Below are 14,807 nucleotides of genomic sequence, written 5' to 3' on the forward strand. Positions count from 1 at the left end.
ACCCTCTCCCGCAAGGGGAGAGGGATCGCGGTCGATCAGTACAGAACCCCCAGCGCCTCGCGGCTGAAATTCTGCAGTTCGTCGCTCCGCCCGTCGCGGATCTTCACCACCCACTCAGGGTCCTGCAGCAGGGCGCGGCCGACGCCGACGAGGTCGAACTCGCCGCGGTCGAGGCGCTCGAGCAGGCCGTCGATCGAGGCCGGCTGGCTGCCCTCGCCGCCGAAGGCCGCGATGAACTCGCCCGACAGGCCCACCGAGCCGACGGTGATCGTCGGGGCGCCGGTCAGCTTCTTGGTCCAGCCGGCGAAGTTGAGGTCTGATCCCTCGAACTCGGGCTCCCAGAACCGGCGTTGCGAGCAGTGGAAGATGTCGGCGCCGGCGTCGGCCAGCGGCTGCAGCCAGGCTTCCAGCAGTTGCGGCGTCTCGGCGTTCTTCACCGCATAGTCCTGCTGCTTCCACTGCGACAGGCGGATGATCACCGGATAGTCGGGACCGACGGCGGCCCGGACGGCCTTGAGGATCTCGGCAGCGAACTTGCTGCGCTCGGCGATGGTCGGGCCGCCGAAGGCGTCGTCACGCAAGTTGGTGCCGTTCCAGAAGAACTGGTCGATCAGGTAGCCGTGCGCGCCGTGCAGCTCGATGGCGTCGAAACCCAGGCGCTTGGCGTCGGCGGCGGCCGTGGCGAAGGCGGTAATGGTGTCGGCGACGTCGGAATCGCTCATCGGCTCGGTGAACTGGCCGCCGCCCGCCTTGGATACGCCCGACGGGCTGTCGACCTTGCCCAGCTGCGCCGGCCCCTTGGCCGAGCCCACGTGCCACAGCTGCGGGGCGATCAGGCCGCCGGCCGCATGCACCTCGTCGACGACCGTCTTCCAGGCCGCCAGTTCCTTTTCGCCGTGGAAGCGCGGCACGTTGGGATCGTTCAGCGAGGCCGGCCGGGCGACGCCCGTGCCCTCGGTGACGATCAGGCCCACCTGGGCCGCCGCGCGGCGGGCGTAGTAGGCGGCCACGTCGTCGGTAGCCACGCCGCCGGGCGAGAACGACCGGGTCATCGGCGCCATCACCACCCGGTTGGGAAGCTTCAGCGACTTGAATTCGAACGGCTTGAAGAGGGCGTCGAGGGCCATGCGGGCGCTCCAGCGGGAAATGAACGTTCCTGATCCAAACACCTGTTCGGATCATCCGCCATACAGAAATACTGCAACGGACGCTGTATCTGGTGAAGACCGTACAGAAAGAAAACCCCCTACCGGCCCATTAGCCCGTCATCCCGGCCGCAGCGAAGCGGAGAACCGGGATGACGACAGGAGAGCTACCCCAGGATCTCGTCCAGCGCGCCCAGCAGGCGGTCGATCTGGCCGTCGGTCCCCACGGTGATCCGCAGGTGGTCACCGATGCGCGGCGCGTCGAAGCGGCGGACGATCACCCCTCTCGTACGAAGCTCGGCCGCCAGCTCCGCGCCCGGCCGCGAGGCGTGGCGGGCGAAGACGAAGTTGGCCGACGAGGCCGGGGCGGAGAAACCTCGCGCCTCCAGCCCCTCGACCAGGCGGCGGCGGCCGGCGATCACCCGCGCGCGGCTGTCCTGGAAAAAGGCCTCGTCCTCGACCGAGGCGATCGCCCCGGCCTGGGCCGGCCGGCCCAGCGGGTAGGAGTTGAAGCTGTCCTTGACCCGCGTCAGCCCCTCGATCAGCGCCGCGTCGCCGATGGCGTAGCCCACCCGCAGGCCAGCCAGGGCTCGCGACTTCGACATGGTCTGCACCACCAAGAGGTTCGGATGATCGGCGACCAGCGGGATGGCGCTCTCGCCGCCGAAATCGACATAGGCCTCGTCGATCACCACCGGCTTGTCGGGGTGCTCGGCCAGCAGCTGGGCGATCTGCGCGCGGGTCAGGGCCACGCCCGTCGGGGCGTTGGGATTGGCGATGATGATCGCGCCGGCCGCTCGCCGATAATCCTCGATGCGCACCGAAAGGTCGCCCGACAGCGGCACGGTCTCGTAGGCCACGTCGAACAGGCGGCAGTAGGTCGGGTAGAAGCTGTAGGTGATGTCCGGAAACAGCAGCGGCGCCGCGTGGCCCAGCAGGGCGCGGAAGGCGTGAGCCAGCACCTCGTCAGAGCCGTTGCCGACGAACACCTGCTCCACGGACACGCCGTGATAGGCCGCCAGGGTCTCGCGCAGCGCGCCGGACGTCGGATCGGGATAGAGCCGTAGGGCCTCGCCGGCGGCCGCCGCGATGGCCTCGACCGCCTTGGGCGAAGGCCCGTAGGGGCTCTCATTGGTGTTCAGCTTGACCAGGTCGGCGATCTTCGGCTGCTCGCCCGGCACGTAGGGCGACAGCGTGTGGACCAGCGGGCTCCAGAAACGGCTCAAGGTCTTGCTCCAACGACTTGCGCCGCCGGGATGCGGAACCTTGGGCCGTCCGTCAAGCGCGGGCTTGGCCCCTACTCCACCGCGTCGAGATATTCGATCTCGGGACGACCGGCCAGGAACGGCGCCATGGCCGCGCCGGCGGCCTTGAAGTAGTCGGTTCCGCCGTGGTGCTTGAGCGCATCGCCCGAGGCGTAGAGCTCCAGCACCTTGTAGACGCCGGCCTCGGTCTTGGACCTGGTCAACTGATAGACGATCGCGCCCGGCTCGTTGGCCTTCACCTTGGCGGCCAGGTCGAGAAACACCGCCTCGAACGCCGAAGCCTTGTCCGGCTGCACCTTCAGGGTCGCCACCACGCCGATCATGCACCACCTCCCAACGTTTGTTTGAACGCACGGTGGACGAGGTTCCGCTGCAGGGCAAGCGCCAACGAAAAACGCCGCGACAGCCCGTGGCGTCGCGGCGTTCGAAACTTGCAGAGAAGGTGGTGCGATCTAGCGGCGCTCGTTCCAGCCGTAGGCGACCCAGGAGTGGCCGCCGACGTTGCGGGCCTCGATCAGGTTGGGATCGGTCGAGGCCTTGGCCCGGGCCGGACGCCGGCCCCGCAGGGCGAAGGCCGCCAGGCCCAGGAGCGCGGTGGCCATGAAGCCCACCACCACCAGGGTCGCGGCGAACACGACCGCCACCACGGCGGCCACCGAGACCGCGATCGCCGTGGCCACGCCGCCGACCACCGCGGCCAGGCCGCGCAAGGCCGAAGAATGCGTCGCGCCGATGTTCGCGCCCAGGGTCATGGTCATCGTCGTCCTCGATCGGCGCCGGGGCGCCCAGAATCTCCGTCCTCGTCCCTTAGGTTGGCTCTGGAGGTCTGAACGTCAACTGAACACCCATTGGGTTCAATCACAAAGACTTTTCCGTTCAACCCGCGGCGGCCAGCCCGAGTTCCCGCCGCTCGCGCATGACGGTGCTGAAAGCCGCGTTGATCGCCGCGGCCTTGGCCTCGGCCACCTCGATGAATTCGGCCGGCAGGCCGCGAGCCCGGGCCCGGTCGGGGTGGGCGTCCGACAGGGCCGACCTCCAGGCCTTGCGCACCACCTCGTCCTCGGCGTCGGCCGGCACGTCGAGGATCACGTAGGGATCGTCGGCGCCCGCCCCCAGGTGGGTGGCGCTGAGACGGCGGAAGGCCAGCGGCGACAGGCCGAACAGTTCGGCCACCCGCTCCAGGTAGTCCAGCTCGTCCTGGGTCACCGCGCCGTCGGCCTTGGCGATATGGAACAGGCCGTCGAGCACGTCTTCCAGCAGCTGCGGGCACGAGCGGTAGCGCTTGGCCAGCCGCTTGGCGTAGCTCTCGAAGCCGTGCGTGGTCTGGCGGGCCAGGTCGTACAGGCGGTGGATGTTCTGCTCGGACGCGGGGTCCGGATGGAACACCTGCGAGAAGGCCTCGAACTCGTGTCCGTCGGCGCTGCCGTCGGCCTTGGCCAGCTTGGCGCCCAGCGCCGTCACGGCCGTCGAGAACGCCGGATCCTGCCCCGGCGGTCCGGGCGGACACTCGGCGCATTCCGCCAGATCCAGCCGACGGGCCGCGATGCTTGCGATGTTGCGCCAGAAGGTCATGCGGAAAGTCTAACGCCGGCAGGTCGTGGAAGATACGGATCCGGGCGGCGCCAGGATGACGCACCGGAAGGGCCTTCTAGCATACGCATCGCACGCGACCCACCCGGCGATTGCTGCATCGCACATGTAAACTTGTTCAGAATTGCCGCCATCTTCGGAGCCATCCGGCGCGTTCGTCGTTATGGCTGAGCTTGGCGCGGGACTTTGTCCATACGGCGCCATGCTGAGGTCCCAATGCGGCCCGAAATGCTCTAGTCAGCTTACTGACGCTACCGAAAGGATTCCCGGCCGTATGGCGACCGCTCTTCTCTTCGCCCTCGCCCTGATGGCGCAGGACGCGCCCGTGACCACCGCCGCTCCTCCCCCGCGCACCCAGCCCGCCGCCACGCCGCCGACCGACGAGTACGGCTACATCGCCTGGTGCTACGGCGCGCTCGGCGGCTATGTCGACCTCTACGACAAGGTCATGCCCGAGGTGACGCGGATCGAGAAGGCCTTCCCCGGTCCCGACGGCGCGGCCGCCGCGCTGAAGGAATATCCGGCGATGCGCATCCAGGCGCGCGGCGACCTGAAGACCTACGCCGCGGCCATCACCGCCGCCGAGAAGGCCAGCCCCCGCCCGATCGCCGAGTACGGCGCGGCCGCGATGAAGAAGGGCCGTTCGATCTGGGGCGGCTCGGAAGCCGTCGACAAGGCGCGCCTGGCCCAGGTGTGGATGAGCTGGTCGCCGCCCGGCGACTGCGAGACCCGCGCCAAGGCGCTGGAAAGCAAGTCCAACCTGTTCGGCCAGGCCTTGAACTACAACGTCAAGAGCGCCGTGCCGGTCGAGCCCGAAGCCGCCCCCGCGCCCGAACCGGAAGCCCCGCCGCCCCCGCCGCCGCCGGCCGAAACGCCCGCCCCGGCCAAGATCGAGGCCTCGGCGCCCGCCGCGCCCGCGCCCAAGCCCGCCGTTCAGAAGCCCCCCGTCCAGAAACCCGCTGCGAAACCGGCGTCAACGGCCGCAGCCCCCGCGGCCAAGCCCGCCGCCAAGCCGCTGGCCCCGATCGGCTCGACCCCGGCCAAGCTGCCGGCCAGCCGCGAGATCATCATCGACCCGAACAACCCGCAGGCCTGCGCCGGCAGCCTCGTCCCCGCCAAGCGCGGCGGCAAGGACGTGCTGATCTGCAAGCCGGATTGAGAGGCGGCGCACACCCCCTCCGTCCCTTCGGGCCGCCTCCCCCAGAGGGAGAGGATCTGAGGCGGCAAGATGCTCCCCCTCTGGGGGAGCTGTCGCAAAGCGACTGAGGGGGCCGCCGCCAGGCGGTCCTCACGGCGCCGTCGGCAGCACCCCGCTCCGCGCCAGGCCTGCGTACCAGCCGTACGAGGCCTTGGGCTTGCGCTCCCCGCTCGCGCGGTCGTGGCTGACCAGGCCGAACTTCGAGCGATAGCCCAGCGCCCATTCCCAGTTGTCGATCAGGCACCAGGCGAAGAAGCCCTTCACGGGCGAGCCCGCCTCCATGGCCGCCTTCACCGCCTGCAGGTGGCGGCGCAGGAAGGCGATGCGGAAGGTGTCGGCCTGGATCGCCCCGCCGTCGCCGAACGGATCCGAGCAGCCGTTCTCGGTGATGAACACCGGCGGGTTGCCGTACTCGGTGCGCAGCCGCGTCAGCACCTCCAGCAGGCCCGAGGGATCGATGTGCCGCCCGAAGGCGTCCAGCTCGGCGCCCCTCGGCGGATCGGCCGGCTTGATCCGCCCCGGCGACAGCGGCGCCAGGCGCATGTAGGCCGGTGCGTAGTAGTTCACCCCCATGAAGTCGACCCTCTGGCGGATCGTCGAGAGGTCTTCCGAGCGCACCCGGTCGCCCAGGAACTCGTCCATCTGGTCGGGATAGTCGCCCTTCAGCAGCGGATCGAGCCAGGCGCGGTTCCACAGCGCGTCCAGGCCGTCCGAGGCCAGCCGGTTCCAGAACGCCAGCCCCCCGCCCGCCGGCCGGCAGGGCTGCAGCGCCAGGGTGGTGCCGATCGACAGGTCGCTTTGGGCGGCGCGCAGGGCCTGGATGGCCATCCCCTGCCCCAGGTTCATGTGGTGGGTCACCGGCCCCAGCAGGGCCACGTCCTTCAGCCCCGGCGCGTGCTCGCCGGTGACGTGGCCGAACACAGTGTGCACCGCCGGCTCGTTCAGCACGATGATCTTCTTGAGCCGGTCGCCCAGCCGCTCGCCAACCAGGGCGGCATAGTCGGCGAAGGCCTTGGCGCTGTCGCGCGTCGCCCAGCCGCCGCGGTCCTGCACCGCCTGCGGAAGGTCCCAATGGAACAGCGTGGCGTAGGGCGTCACGCCCTTCTCCAGCAGCCTATCGACCAGGCGGCTGTAGTGGTCGACGCCGGCCTGGGCCACCGCACCCGCCCCCGTGGGCAGCACCCGCGACCACGAGATCGAGAACCGGTAGGCGCCCAATCCGGCCCCGGCCACCAGGTCGACGTCCTCGGCCCAGCGGCGATAGCTATCGGTGGCGACCTTGGCGTTCGAGCCGTCGATGATCTTGCCGGGCTGGTCCTGGAACACGTCCCAGACGCTGGGCCCTCGCCCGTCGGCGGTCGGCGAGCCCTCGGTCTGGAAGGCGGCGCTGGCCGCGCCCCAGACGAAATCCTTGGGAAAGTCCCGCGACCTTGGCCGCACGTCGCCGCCCTTGGGGCCCGCGCATCCCGCCAGTCCCGCAGCCGTTCCGCCCACCGCCAGCGCGCCCAGCGCGCGGCGGCTGATGCCCCCGTCCTCCACGCCTCACTCCCCCAAGGCTTGTCTCTTGGAAGCAGGATGACCTGAAAGCGAGGGGCTTGGCCAGAGCGGCCAGCCCCTCCCTCTTCAGCGGGAGGATGTTGGGCCCTTAAGCCGCCTCGCCGCGCGCCCGGGCCAGCGGGTCGTAGTTGAGGATCGGCGACAGCCAGCGCTCGGTCGTGGCCAGGTCCCAGCCCTTGCGGCGGGCGTAGTCCTCGACCTGGTCGAAGTCGATCTTGCCGACTCCGAAATAGTGGCTCTGCGGGTGGCTGAAATAGAGGCCCGACACGGCCGCGCCGGGGCTCATGGCGAAGCTCTCGGTCAGGGCCATGCCGGTGGCGGCCTCGGCGTCCAGCAGCCTGAACAGCGTGCCCTTCTCGGTGTGGTCGGGCTGGGCCGGATAACCGGGCGCAGGGCGGATCCCCTGGTACTTCTCGGCGATCAGGCGCTCGGCGTCGAAGCCCTCTTCGGGCGCGTAGCCCCACAGCTCAACGCGCGCCTTGTGGTGCAGCCACTCGGCGAAGGCCTCGGCCAGGCGGTCGGCGAGCGCCGACGCCATGATGGCGCTGTAGTCGTCGCCGGCGTCCTTGAAGCGCTTGACGATCTCGTCCTCGCCATGGCCGGCGGTGACGGCGAAGCCGCCCACATAGTCGGCCGGGCCGCCCACGGGCGCGACGAAGTCCGACAGCGCCAGATTGGCCTTGCCCTCGCCCGGGCCCTTGTCGATCTGCTGGCGCAGGGTGTGCAGGCGGGCGATCTCGACGTTACGGGTCTCGTCGGCGTACAGCACCACGTCGTCCTCGACCGCCTGGGCCGGCCAGAAGCCGATCACGCCCTTGGCCCCGAACCACTGCTCGGCGATGACCTTGTCGAGCATGACCCGGGCGTCGCGATAGAGATCGGTAGCCGCCTCGCCGACCACGTCGTCTTCCAGGATCTGCGGATAGCGGCCGATCAGCTCCCAGCTGGCGAAGAACGGCGACCAGTCGATGAACGGCTCCAGCTCGGCCAGGCTCGGCTCGAAGGTGCGCGCGCCGGTGAACAGCGGCTTGGGCGGCGTATAGCCCTTCCAGTCGATGGCGTACTTGCGCTTGCGGGCCTCGCCGATGGCCGTGCGGGCCTTGACCGTCTGGCCGCGGGCGTACTGCTCGCGCACCTTGACGTACTCGGCGCGGGTGTCAGCCGTCACCCTGTCCTTCTCGGTCGGCGACAGCAGCGAGGACACCACGCCCACCGCCCGGCTGGCATCGACCACATAGGTGGTCGGGCCGCGGCTATAGGCCGGCTCGATCTTCACCGCCGTGTGGGTGCGGCTGGTCGTGGCCCCGCCGATCAGCAGCGGGATGGTGAAGCCCTGGCGCTCCATCTCGGCGGCCACGAACACCATCTCGTCCAGCGACGGGGTGATCAGGCCCGACAGGCCGATCATGTCGACCTCGTGCTTCTTGGCCTCGTCGAGGATGCGGTCGGCGGGCACCATCACGCCCAGGTCGACGACCTCGTAGTTGTTACACTGCAGCACGACGCCGACGATGTTCTTGCCGATGTCGTGGACGTCACCCTTCACCGTGGCCATCAGCACCTTGCCGGCTGCCTTGCGCTCCTGGCCTTCCTTCTCGGCCTCCATGAACGGCATCAGCCAGGCCACGGCCTGCTTCATCACGCGGGCCGACTTGACCACCTGCGGCAGGAACATCTTGCCCGCGCCGAACAGGTCGCCGACGACGTTCATGCCGTCCATCAGCGGGCCTTCGATGACGTGCAGCGGCCGCTCGGCGGCCAGGCGGGCCTCTTCGGTGTCGGCGTCGATAAACTCGGTGATGCCGTGCACCAGGGCGTGGGTCAGGCGCTCGTTCACCGTTCCCTCGCGCCACGCCAGGTTTGCGACCTGCTGCTGGCCCTTCTCGCCCTTGTAGCGCGGGGCCATGTCGACCAGGCGCTCGGTGTTGGTCTGCACCGGATCGCGCTGCGGACGGTTGAGGATCACGTCCTCGACGGCCTCGCGCAGGGTCGCGTCGATGTCGTCATAGACCGGCAGGTCGCCGGCGTTGACGATGCCCATGTCCATGCCGGCGTTGATGGCGTGGTACAGGAACACCGAGTGGATCGCCCGGCGCACCGGCTCGTTGCCGCGGAAGCTGAACGAGACGTTCGACACCCCGCCCGACACCCGGGCGAACGGCAGCAGCTGCTTGATCCGGCGCGTGGCTTCGATGAAGTCGACGGCGTAGTTGTCGTGCTCCTCGATCCCGGTCGCCACGGCGAAGATGTTGGGATCGAAGATGATGTCTTCCGGCGCGAAGCCCACCTTGTCGACCAGGGTGTTGTAGGCGCGCTGGCAGATCTCGACCTTGCGGGCCTCGGTGTCGGCCTGGCCGACCTCGTCGAAGGCCATGACAACCACCGCCGCGCCGTAGCGTTGGCAAAGGCGGGCCTGCTGGAGGAACTTCTCCTCGCCTTCCTTCAGGCTGATCGAGTTGACGATCGCCTTGCCCTGCACGCACTTGAGGCCGGCTTCGATCACTTCCCACTTGGAGCTGTCGATCATCACCGGCACGCGGGCGATGTCGGGCTCGGCGGCCATCAGGTTCAGGAAGGTGACCATCGCCTGCTCGCTGTCGAGCAGGCCCTCGTCCATGTTGACGTCGATGACCTGGGCGCCGGCCTCGACCTGCTGGCGCGCGACCGACAGGGCCTCGCTGAAGTTGCCCTCGACGATCAGCTTCTTGAACTTGGCCGAACCGGTGACGTTGGTCCGCTCGCCGATGTTGACGAAGACAGGTCTCATTGGGATGCGCTCAGGATAGTCTGCAGGCTGGCGATGTGGGTCAGCCACGCGTCGTGCGCGTCGCCTTCCTGCCAGAGTTCGTCGATTTCGGACGCCGGGGCGACCACCCTGGCCAGGGCCGCGCGGGCCAGGCGCACCAGGCCTTCCGGCGGCGCGCCCAGGGCGTCCTTGAGGCCGCGCTGGTCTTCGGGCAGCACGGCCAGGTCGCCGACGCAGGCCGCCACGATGGCGGCGGCGGCCACGGCCATCTCGCCCTCGGGCGCTTCCAGATAGCCCGCGGCCTTGGTCACGTGCTCGAGGATCCGCACCACCGTGCGCCAGTCCGGCGCCTCGGCCAGATCCTCGATGAAGTCGGCCGCCTCGTCGTTGTCGAACGGTCCGTTGTCCCAGGCGCCCATGGTCAGGCCGCCGTCTCGGCTTGCCGGGCGCGGGCCTCGGCCAGGGCCAGCTGGCCGCGCAGGAAGTCGCCGAACTCGATCCCCTGCGCCTTCAGCGCCTTGGGATACAGCGACGAGGCCGTCAGACCCGGCAGGGTGTTGGTCTCCAGATAGACGAGGCCATGGTCGGAGACGATGAAGTCCGAACGCGAATAGCCGCGGCAGCCGAGCGCCTTGTGGGCCTTCAGGGCCTGGTCCTGCAGGGCGGCGTTGATCTCCGGCGCGAAGGTGGCCGGGCAGATCTCGACCGTGTCCTTGGCCAGGTACTTGGACTTGTAGTCGAACTTGCCGGCCGACGGACGGATCTCCACCGGCGGCAGGGCGATGACCTCGCCATCGGCCAGTTCCAGCACGCCGCAGGTCGACTCCAGCCCCTGGACGAAGGGCTCGATGACGTAGGGCATCTCCTTGGCCGCCTCGGCGACGGCCGCCAGGTCGGCGGGACCGTCGACGAAGATCAGGCCATAGCTCGAACCGTCCTCGGCCGGCTTGGCGATCAGCCGGCCGTAGTCGGCCAGCGCGCTCTGCGCGCCCTCCAGGAAGATGCTCTCGGGAACCGACACGCCTGCCCTGCCGACGACTTCCTTGGCCAGGATCTTGCCGAAGGCCAGGCGGCTGGCCTCCGAGCCCGAGCCGGTGAAGGCCACGCCCTTGGCTTCGCACAGCGCCTGCAAACCGCCGTCCTCGGCGAAACCGCCGTGCAGGCTCAGCAGCAGGACGCGGTCCTCACGGGCCGCGACGTCCAGCGCCGCCTCGATGTCGCCGATGGGCGCGCCTTCGGTCGGCAGGTCCAGTTCGAAAGGACGCTCATGGCCCAGAAGCACGCCCTGGCTGGCGACATAGACCCAGCCGTCCGGAGCCCAGAACCAGAGGTCGGCTTCAGGCAGGGTTCGCGACAGGCCCTGGGCGCTGGCCACGGCCACGAGACGCTCGCGGCTGGGGCCGCCGAAAAGGATGGTGGTGCGCATCGTCTCGTACTCGATCAGGCCAGCTCGAAGGGTTCCAGGCCCGCCAGGCGCATGGCCTTGGGGCGTTCCGGGATAGCGCGCGGCTGAACGCCGCGCACCTCGTCCGCCACGTGGCGGATGTGGTCGGGGGTGGTGCCGCAGCAGCCGCCCAGGATGTTGACGAGACCGTCCTTGGCCCACTCGTGCAGGGCGTGGCCGGTCTCGTGCGGCTCCTCGTCGTACTCGCCCATGGCGTTGGGCAGGCCGGCGTTGGGATAGGCCGCGACCAGGGTGTCGGCGATGCGGGCCATCTCGGCGATGTGCGGGCGCATCAGATCCGCGCCCAGGGCGCAGTTGAAGCCCACCGCGAACGGCTTGGCGTGCTTGATCGAGTTCCAGAACGCCTCGGCGGTCTGGCCCGACAGCGTGCGGCCCGAGCGGTCGGTGATGGTGCCGCTGATCCAGATCGGCAGCTCCTCGTGGCCCTCGTCGCGCCAGTCGAGGATGGCCTTGATGGCGGCCTTGCAGTTCAGGGTGTCGGTGATGGTCTCGATCAGGAAGAGATCGACCCCGCCCTGGTACAGCGCGTCCACCTGCTGGCGATAGGCCTCGTAGACCTGGTCGAAGGTCACCTTGCGCGCGCCCGGGTCGTTCACGTCCGACGACATCGACAGCATGACGTTCAGCGGGCCGATCGAGCCGGCGATGAACTTCGGACGCTCGGGATTTTCGGCGTTCCAGCGGTCGGCGACCTGGCGGCCGATCCTGGCGCCTTCCAGGTTGATGTCCCAGACGTCCTGTTCGCCCAGGCGGTAGTCGGCCTGGGCGATGGTGGTGCCCGAGAAGGTGTTGGTCTCGGAGATGTCGGCGCCGGCCGCGAAATAGGCGTCGTGCAGCTCGGCCACCAGATCGGGCCGGGTCAGGCACAGGATGTCGTTGTTGCCCTTCATCTGGCCGTCGAAGTTCGCGAAGCGCTCGGCGCGGTAGTCGGCCTCGCCCAGCTTCTTCTTCTGGAACATCACGCCCCAGGAGCCGTCGAGGATGAGGATGCGTTCCTTGGCGGCGGCCTTGAGGGCGGCCACGCGGTTGGCGCGAATGGAAAGGTCGGTCATTTGGCGGCTCCCTGCTGGCGCGCCAGTTCCTGGTTGAACCGGGTCTCGTAGCCGTCGACGAACTTGCCCAGTTCAGTCGGATCGATGAACGCGTCGGCGTCGCCGCGCAACTGCTTCTGACGCTTGGCCAAGAGGTCGCCCTGCTCCTCGTGGCTGGGCAGCATCACGTCGGTCGGGATCGCCCGCAGCGCCGCGAAACTGGCCCGGTAGTCGGCGACGATCGACTTGTGGGTCTTGTTGCCGACCAGCACGTTGCCGGCCACCGACAGCGAGCACGGGAAGGTCACGTTCAGCGCCCGGCCCCGCTCGACCACCTGGGTGGTCCAGCTGGTGCAGCCGATGGTGTGGCCCGGCGTCAGGTGGGCGACGAGCGTCGAGCCGCCCATCTTCAGCTTGGTCTCGTCGCCGAAGGTCTTGTCGACCTTCACCGCCGGAAACGGCGTCAGGCCGTTGGCGTTGTCGCCGAAGTGCTGGCCCTTCTCCAGGGCCGGCTTGTCGGCGCGCGAGGCCCACAGCTTGGCGCCGGTGTCGGCCTTCAGCTGGGCCAGGCCGCCGGCGTGGTCGTAGTGGGCGTGGGTGTTGATCAGCACCTTCACGTCGGAGAGCTTGAAGCCCAGCGACTGGATGTTGCGCTCGATCAGCTTGCCGCCTTCCGCCGACGGTCCGCCGTCGAGCAGCACATGGCCTTCCGACGTCGTGACCAGCCAGGCCGACAGCCCCTCGGAGCCGACGTAATAGATGTTGCCGACCACCCGGTAGGGCTTGATCGGCCGCACCCAATTGGCGTTGTCGTCGGCCTTGGCGGCGACGCTCGTCGAGGCCAGGCCCAGCGCCAGAGCGAAGACCAGCGCCCTCATGCGGCCGCCTCCTGGGCCGGCGCGCTCTCGCGCACGCCCAGCACGCGGCAGATGGCGTAAACGAGGTCGGCGCGGTTCAGCGTGTAGAAGTGGAAGTCGTTGAAGCCCTGCTCCTGCAGCTTGGCGCACATCTCGGCGGCCACCGAGCAGGCGATCAGGCGGCGGGTCTCCGGATCCTGGTCCAGCCCCTCGAACAGGTTGGCCAGCCACGACGGCACCGAGGTCTGGCAGGCCGCCGACATGGTCTTGAGGCCGTTGAAGTTGGTCACCGGCATGATGCCCGGCACGATCGGAATGGTGATCCCCGCCGCGCGCGCCTTGTCGACGAAGCGCAGGAAGGCGTCGATGTCGAAGAAGAACTGGCTGATGCCCAGGGTCGCGCCGGCGTCGACCTTGGCCTTCAGCACGTCGATGTCGTGGTCCAGCGACGGGCTCTCGGGGTGCTTTTCGGGATAGACCCCGACCAGCACCTCGAACGGCGCGATGCCGCGCAGCGCCGCCGTCAGTTCGGTGGCGTTCTTGTAGCCGTCCTCGCGCGGCACGTAGACGCCGCCGATGCCGCCTTCGCCGGGAGGCGGGTCGCCCCGCAGCGACACGATGTGGCGCACGCCGATGTTCCAGTAGTCGTGGATCACCTCGTCGACCTCGGCGCGGCTGGCGCCGACGCAGGTCAGGTGGGCGGCCGGCTTCAGCGAGGTCTCGTCGAGGATGCGCTTGACCGTGCGGTGGGTGCGCTCGCGGGTCGAGCCGCCGGCGCCGTAGGTCACCGACACGAAGGCCGGGTCCAGCGGGGCCAGGCGGGTGATCGCCTCCCACAGGCTGGCTTCCATCTTCTCGGTCTTGGGCGGGAAGAACTCGAACGACACGCGCGGCCGGGCGGCGCCGACGGGGCGTTCGCCGGCGCGGGCCACCGGCCCGATCACGCGGCGGGTGGGCGGCAGGGTCATGCGGCGGTCCTTTCGGCCAGGGCCGCGCCGGGTCGACGGGCGGTCCAGATCTTGACGGTCAGCCCCTCGGCCGTGGTCGGCGGCAGGGCGATGTTGGTTTCGGGCACGAGGCCGCCGGCCTCGATCCAGGGCAGGATCTCGTCGTCGGCGAAGCCCAGGCGGCGATGCTGGTGGGCCTCGCGCAGGAACTCGTGGTCGTGCGGGGCGAAGTCGGCGATCAGCAGCAGCCCGCCGGGGGCCACCAGGCGCGCGGCCTCGGTCACGGCCGCGGCGGGGTCGCCCAGATAGTGCAGCACCTGGTGAACGGTGACGAGGTCGGCGCAGCCGCCCGGCAGGCCGGTGTCGAAGATGTCGCCGTGGCGCAGCTCGCAGGCCGTCAGCCCGGCCTTGGCCACCTCGTCGCGGGCGATGTTCAGCATCTGCTGCGACAGGTCCAGGCCCAGCGCGTTCACCGCCCGGCCGCCCAGCAAGGTCAGCATGCGGCCAGCGCCCGCGCCCAGGTCGACCATCTCGTCGAACGGCCCCTCGCCGGTCGCGCGCAGGATGGCCGCCTCGACCTCCTTCTCGTCGACATAGAGCGAGCGGATCTCGTTCCAGCGCGCGGCGTTGCGGGCGAAATAGGCCTGGGCGCCGGCCGATCGCTCGGCGCGCACGGCGGCCAGCTGGCTGGCGTCGCTCCGCACGACCGCGTCGTCGGCCTGGATCAGAGCCAGGGCCGCGGCGACCACCGCCCCGCCGCCGGACGTGCCGGCCAGGCGATAGAACACCCAGGCCCCGTCGGGAAAACGCTCGACCAGTCCAGCCTCGGCCAGAAGCTTCAGATGGCGGGAAACGCGCGGCTGGCTCTGGTCGAGGATCCGGCACAGCTCGAGCACCGAAAGCTCCTCGACGGCCAGCAGCGCGAGGATGCGCAGACGGGTGCTTTCGCCCGCCGCCCGAAGTACGTCGACAACCTGTTCGCTCGTTAGCGCCATAGGGACATAAA

General features: G+C 69.4%; 14 protein-coding genes. 1 reads left to right on the forward strand and 13 read right to left on the reverse strand.

The genetic code is table 11. From position 1 onward, the window contains the following. Positions 1–35: 35 nt before the first annotated feature. The 5 genes from G5B46_RS22710 to G5B46_RS22730 form a co-directional block, all read right to left on the reverse strand. Complete coding sequence (locus tag G5B46_RS22710; protein WP_165262745.1) at positions 36–1,127, reverse strand: NADH:flavin oxidoreductase; 1,092 nt, start codon at positions 1,125–1,127, stop codon at positions 36–38. Between the two features lie 185 nt (positions 1,128–1,312). After that, complete coding sequence (gene hisC, locus G5B46_RS22715; protein ID WP_165262747.1) at positions 1,313–2,371, reverse strand: histidinol-phosphate transaminase; 1,059 nt, start codon at positions 2,369–2,371, stop codon at positions 1,313–1,315. A gap of 71 nt (positions 2,372–2,442) precedes the next feature. Continuing rightward, positions 2,443–2,733, reverse strand: a complete 291-nt coding sequence (locus tag G5B46_RS22720) for a putative quinol monooxygenase (RefSeq protein ID WP_165262749.1) — start codon at positions 2,731–2,733, stop codon at positions 2,443–2,445. Between the two features lie 129 nt (positions 2,734–2,862). Beyond that, positions 2,863–3,162 (reverse strand): hypothetical protein, encoded by a 300-nt coding sequence (locus tag G5B46_RS22725; RefSeq protein WP_165262806.1) that lies wholly within the window; start codon positions 3,160–3,162, stop codon positions 2,863–2,865. A 124-nt stretch (positions 3,163–3,286) separates the two neighbouring features. Further along, on the reverse strand, positions 3,287–3,982 hold the full coding sequence (locus G5B46_RS22730; protein WP_165262751.1) for a DnaJ family molecular chaperone: 696 nt from the start codon (positions 3,980–3,982) through the stop codon (positions 3,287–3,289). 292 nt (positions 3,983–4,274) lie between these two features. Here G5B46_RS22730 and G5B46_RS22735 point away from each other — a divergent pair, with 292 nt between their 5' ends. Then, on the forward strand, positions 4,275–5,159 hold the full coding sequence (locus tag G5B46_RS22735) for a hypothetical protein (RefSeq protein WP_165262753.1): 885 nt from the start codon (positions 4,275–4,277) through the stop codon (positions 5,157–5,159). Between the two features lie 129 nt (positions 5,160–5,288). On the opposite strand, the gene G5B46_RS22740 is transcribed toward G5B46_RS22735, so the two are convergent. From G5B46_RS22740 to G5B46_RS22775, 8 genes are all read right to left on the reverse strand, one after another. Next, on the reverse strand, positions 5,289–6,737 hold the full coding sequence (locus G5B46_RS22740; RefSeq protein ID WP_165262755.1) for a GH1 family beta-glucosidase: 1,449 nt from the start codon (positions 6,735–6,737) through the stop codon (positions 5,289–5,291). 106 nt (positions 6,738–6,843) lie between these two features. Beyond that, positions 6,844–9,522, reverse strand: a complete 2,679-nt coding sequence (metH, locus tag G5B46_RS22745; RefSeq protein WP_165262757.1) for a methionine synthase — start codon at positions 9,520–9,522, stop codon at positions 6,844–6,846. Further along, positions 9,519–9,920 carry a DUF4259 domain-containing protein gene (locus G5B46_RS22750; RefSeq protein WP_165262759.1) on the reverse strand — a complete coding sequence of 134 codons (402 nt, stop codon included), beginning with the start codon at positions 9,918–9,920 and terminating at the stop codon, positions 9,519–9,521. The genes metH and G5B46_RS22750 overlap by 4 nt, the downstream gene beginning before the upstream one ends. Positions 9,921–9,922: 2 nt before the next feature. Further along, positions 9,923–10,927 carry a D-alanine--D-alanine ligase gene (locus tag G5B46_RS22755; RefSeq protein WP_165262761.1) on the reverse strand — a complete coding sequence of 335 codons (1,005 nt, stop codon included), beginning with the start codon at positions 10,925–10,927 and terminating at the stop codon, positions 9,923–9,925. A gap of 14 nt (positions 10,928–10,941) precedes the next feature. After that, positions 10,942–12,018 (reverse strand): homocysteine S-methyltransferase family protein, encoded by a 1,077-nt coding sequence (locus tag G5B46_RS22760; RefSeq protein ID WP_165262763.1) that lies wholly within the window; start codon positions 12,016–12,018, stop codon positions 10,942–10,944. After that, a complete protein-coding gene (gene blaCAU / locus G5B46_RS22765) occupies positions 12,015–12,875 on the reverse strand; it encodes a CAU/MBL1b family subclass B3 metallo-beta-lactamase (RefSeq protein WP_165262765.1) in 861 nt (286 codons plus the stop codon). Before blaCAU ends, G5B46_RS22760 begins: the two co-directional genes overlap by 4 nt. Beyond that, positions 12,872–13,822 carry a methylenetetrahydrofolate reductase [NAD(P)H] gene (metF, locus tag G5B46_RS22770; RefSeq protein ID WP_165262767.1) on the reverse strand — a complete coding sequence of 317 codons (951 nt, stop codon included), beginning with the start codon at positions 13,820–13,822 and terminating at the stop codon, positions 12,872–12,874. Before metF ends, blaCAU begins: the two co-directional genes overlap by 4 nt. Further along, the gene (locus G5B46_RS22775; protein WP_165262769.1) at positions 13,819–14,796 is read right to left on the reverse strand and encodes a metalloregulator ArsR/SmtB family transcription factor; all 978 of its coding nucleotides are present in this window, start codon (positions 14,794–14,796) and stop codon (positions 13,819–13,821) included. Before G5B46_RS22775 ends, metF begins: the two co-directional genes overlap by 4 nt. Positions 14,797–14,807: the final 11 nt, after the last annotated feature.

The organism is Caulobacter sp. 602-2 (assembly GCF_011043625.1).
Lineage (GTDB): Bacteria > Pseudomonadota > Alphaproteobacteria > Caulobacterales > Caulobacteraceae > Caulobacter.

What these genes read in the sequence shown, in the direction of transcription:
- G5B46_RS22710 (WP_165262745.1), bottom strand. Translation starts at nt 1,127, where the DNA reads ATGGCCCTCGACGCCCTCTTCAAGCCGTTCGAATTCAAGTCGCTGAAG.
- G5B46_RS22720 (WP_165262749.1), bottom strand. Translation starts at nt 2,733, where the DNA reads ATGATCGGCGTGGTGGCGACCCTGAAGGTGCAGCCGGACAAGGCTTCG.
- G5B46_RS22725 (WP_165262806.1), bottom strand. Translation starts at nt 3,162, where the DNA reads ATGACCCTGGGCGCGAACATCGGCGCGACGCATTCTTCGGCCTTGCGC.
- G5B46_RS22730 (WP_165262751.1), bottom strand. Translation starts at nt 3,982, where the DNA reads ATGACCTTCTGGCGCAACATCGCAAGCATCGCGGCCCGTCGGCTGGAT.
- G5B46_RS22735 (WP_165262753.1), top strand. Translation starts at nt 4,275, where the DNA reads ATGGCGACCGCTCTTCTCTTCGCCCTCGCCCTGATGGCGCAGGACGCG.
- metH (WP_165262757.1), bottom strand. Translation starts at nt 9,522, where the DNA reads ATGAGACCTGTCTTCGTCAACATCGGCGAGCGGACCAACGTCACCGGT.
- G5B46_RS22750 (WP_165262759.1), bottom strand. Translation starts at nt 9,920, where the DNA reads ATGGGCGCCTGGGACAACGGACCGTTCGACAACGACGAGGCGGCCGAC.
- G5B46_RS22755 (WP_165262761.1), bottom strand. Translation starts at nt 10,927, where the DNA reads ATGCGCACCACCATCCTTTTCGGCGGCCCCAGCCGCGAGCGTCTCGTG.
- G5B46_RS22760 (WP_165262763.1), bottom strand. Translation starts at nt 12,018, where the DNA reads ATGACCGACCTTTCCATTCGCGCCAACCGCGTGGCCGCCCTCAAGGCC.
- blaCAU (WP_165262765.1), bottom strand. Translation starts at nt 12,875, where the DNA reads ATGAGGGCGCTGGTCTTCGCTCTGGCGCTGGGCCTGGCCTCGACGAGC.
- metF (WP_165262767.1), bottom strand. Translation starts at nt 13,822, where the DNA reads ATGACCCTGCCGCCCACCCGCCGCGTGATCGGGCCGGTGGCCCGCGCC.
- G5B46_RS22775 (WP_165262769.1), bottom strand. Translation starts at nt 14,796, where the DNA reads ATGGCGCTAACGAGCGAACAGGTTGTCGACGTACTTCGGGCGGCGGGC.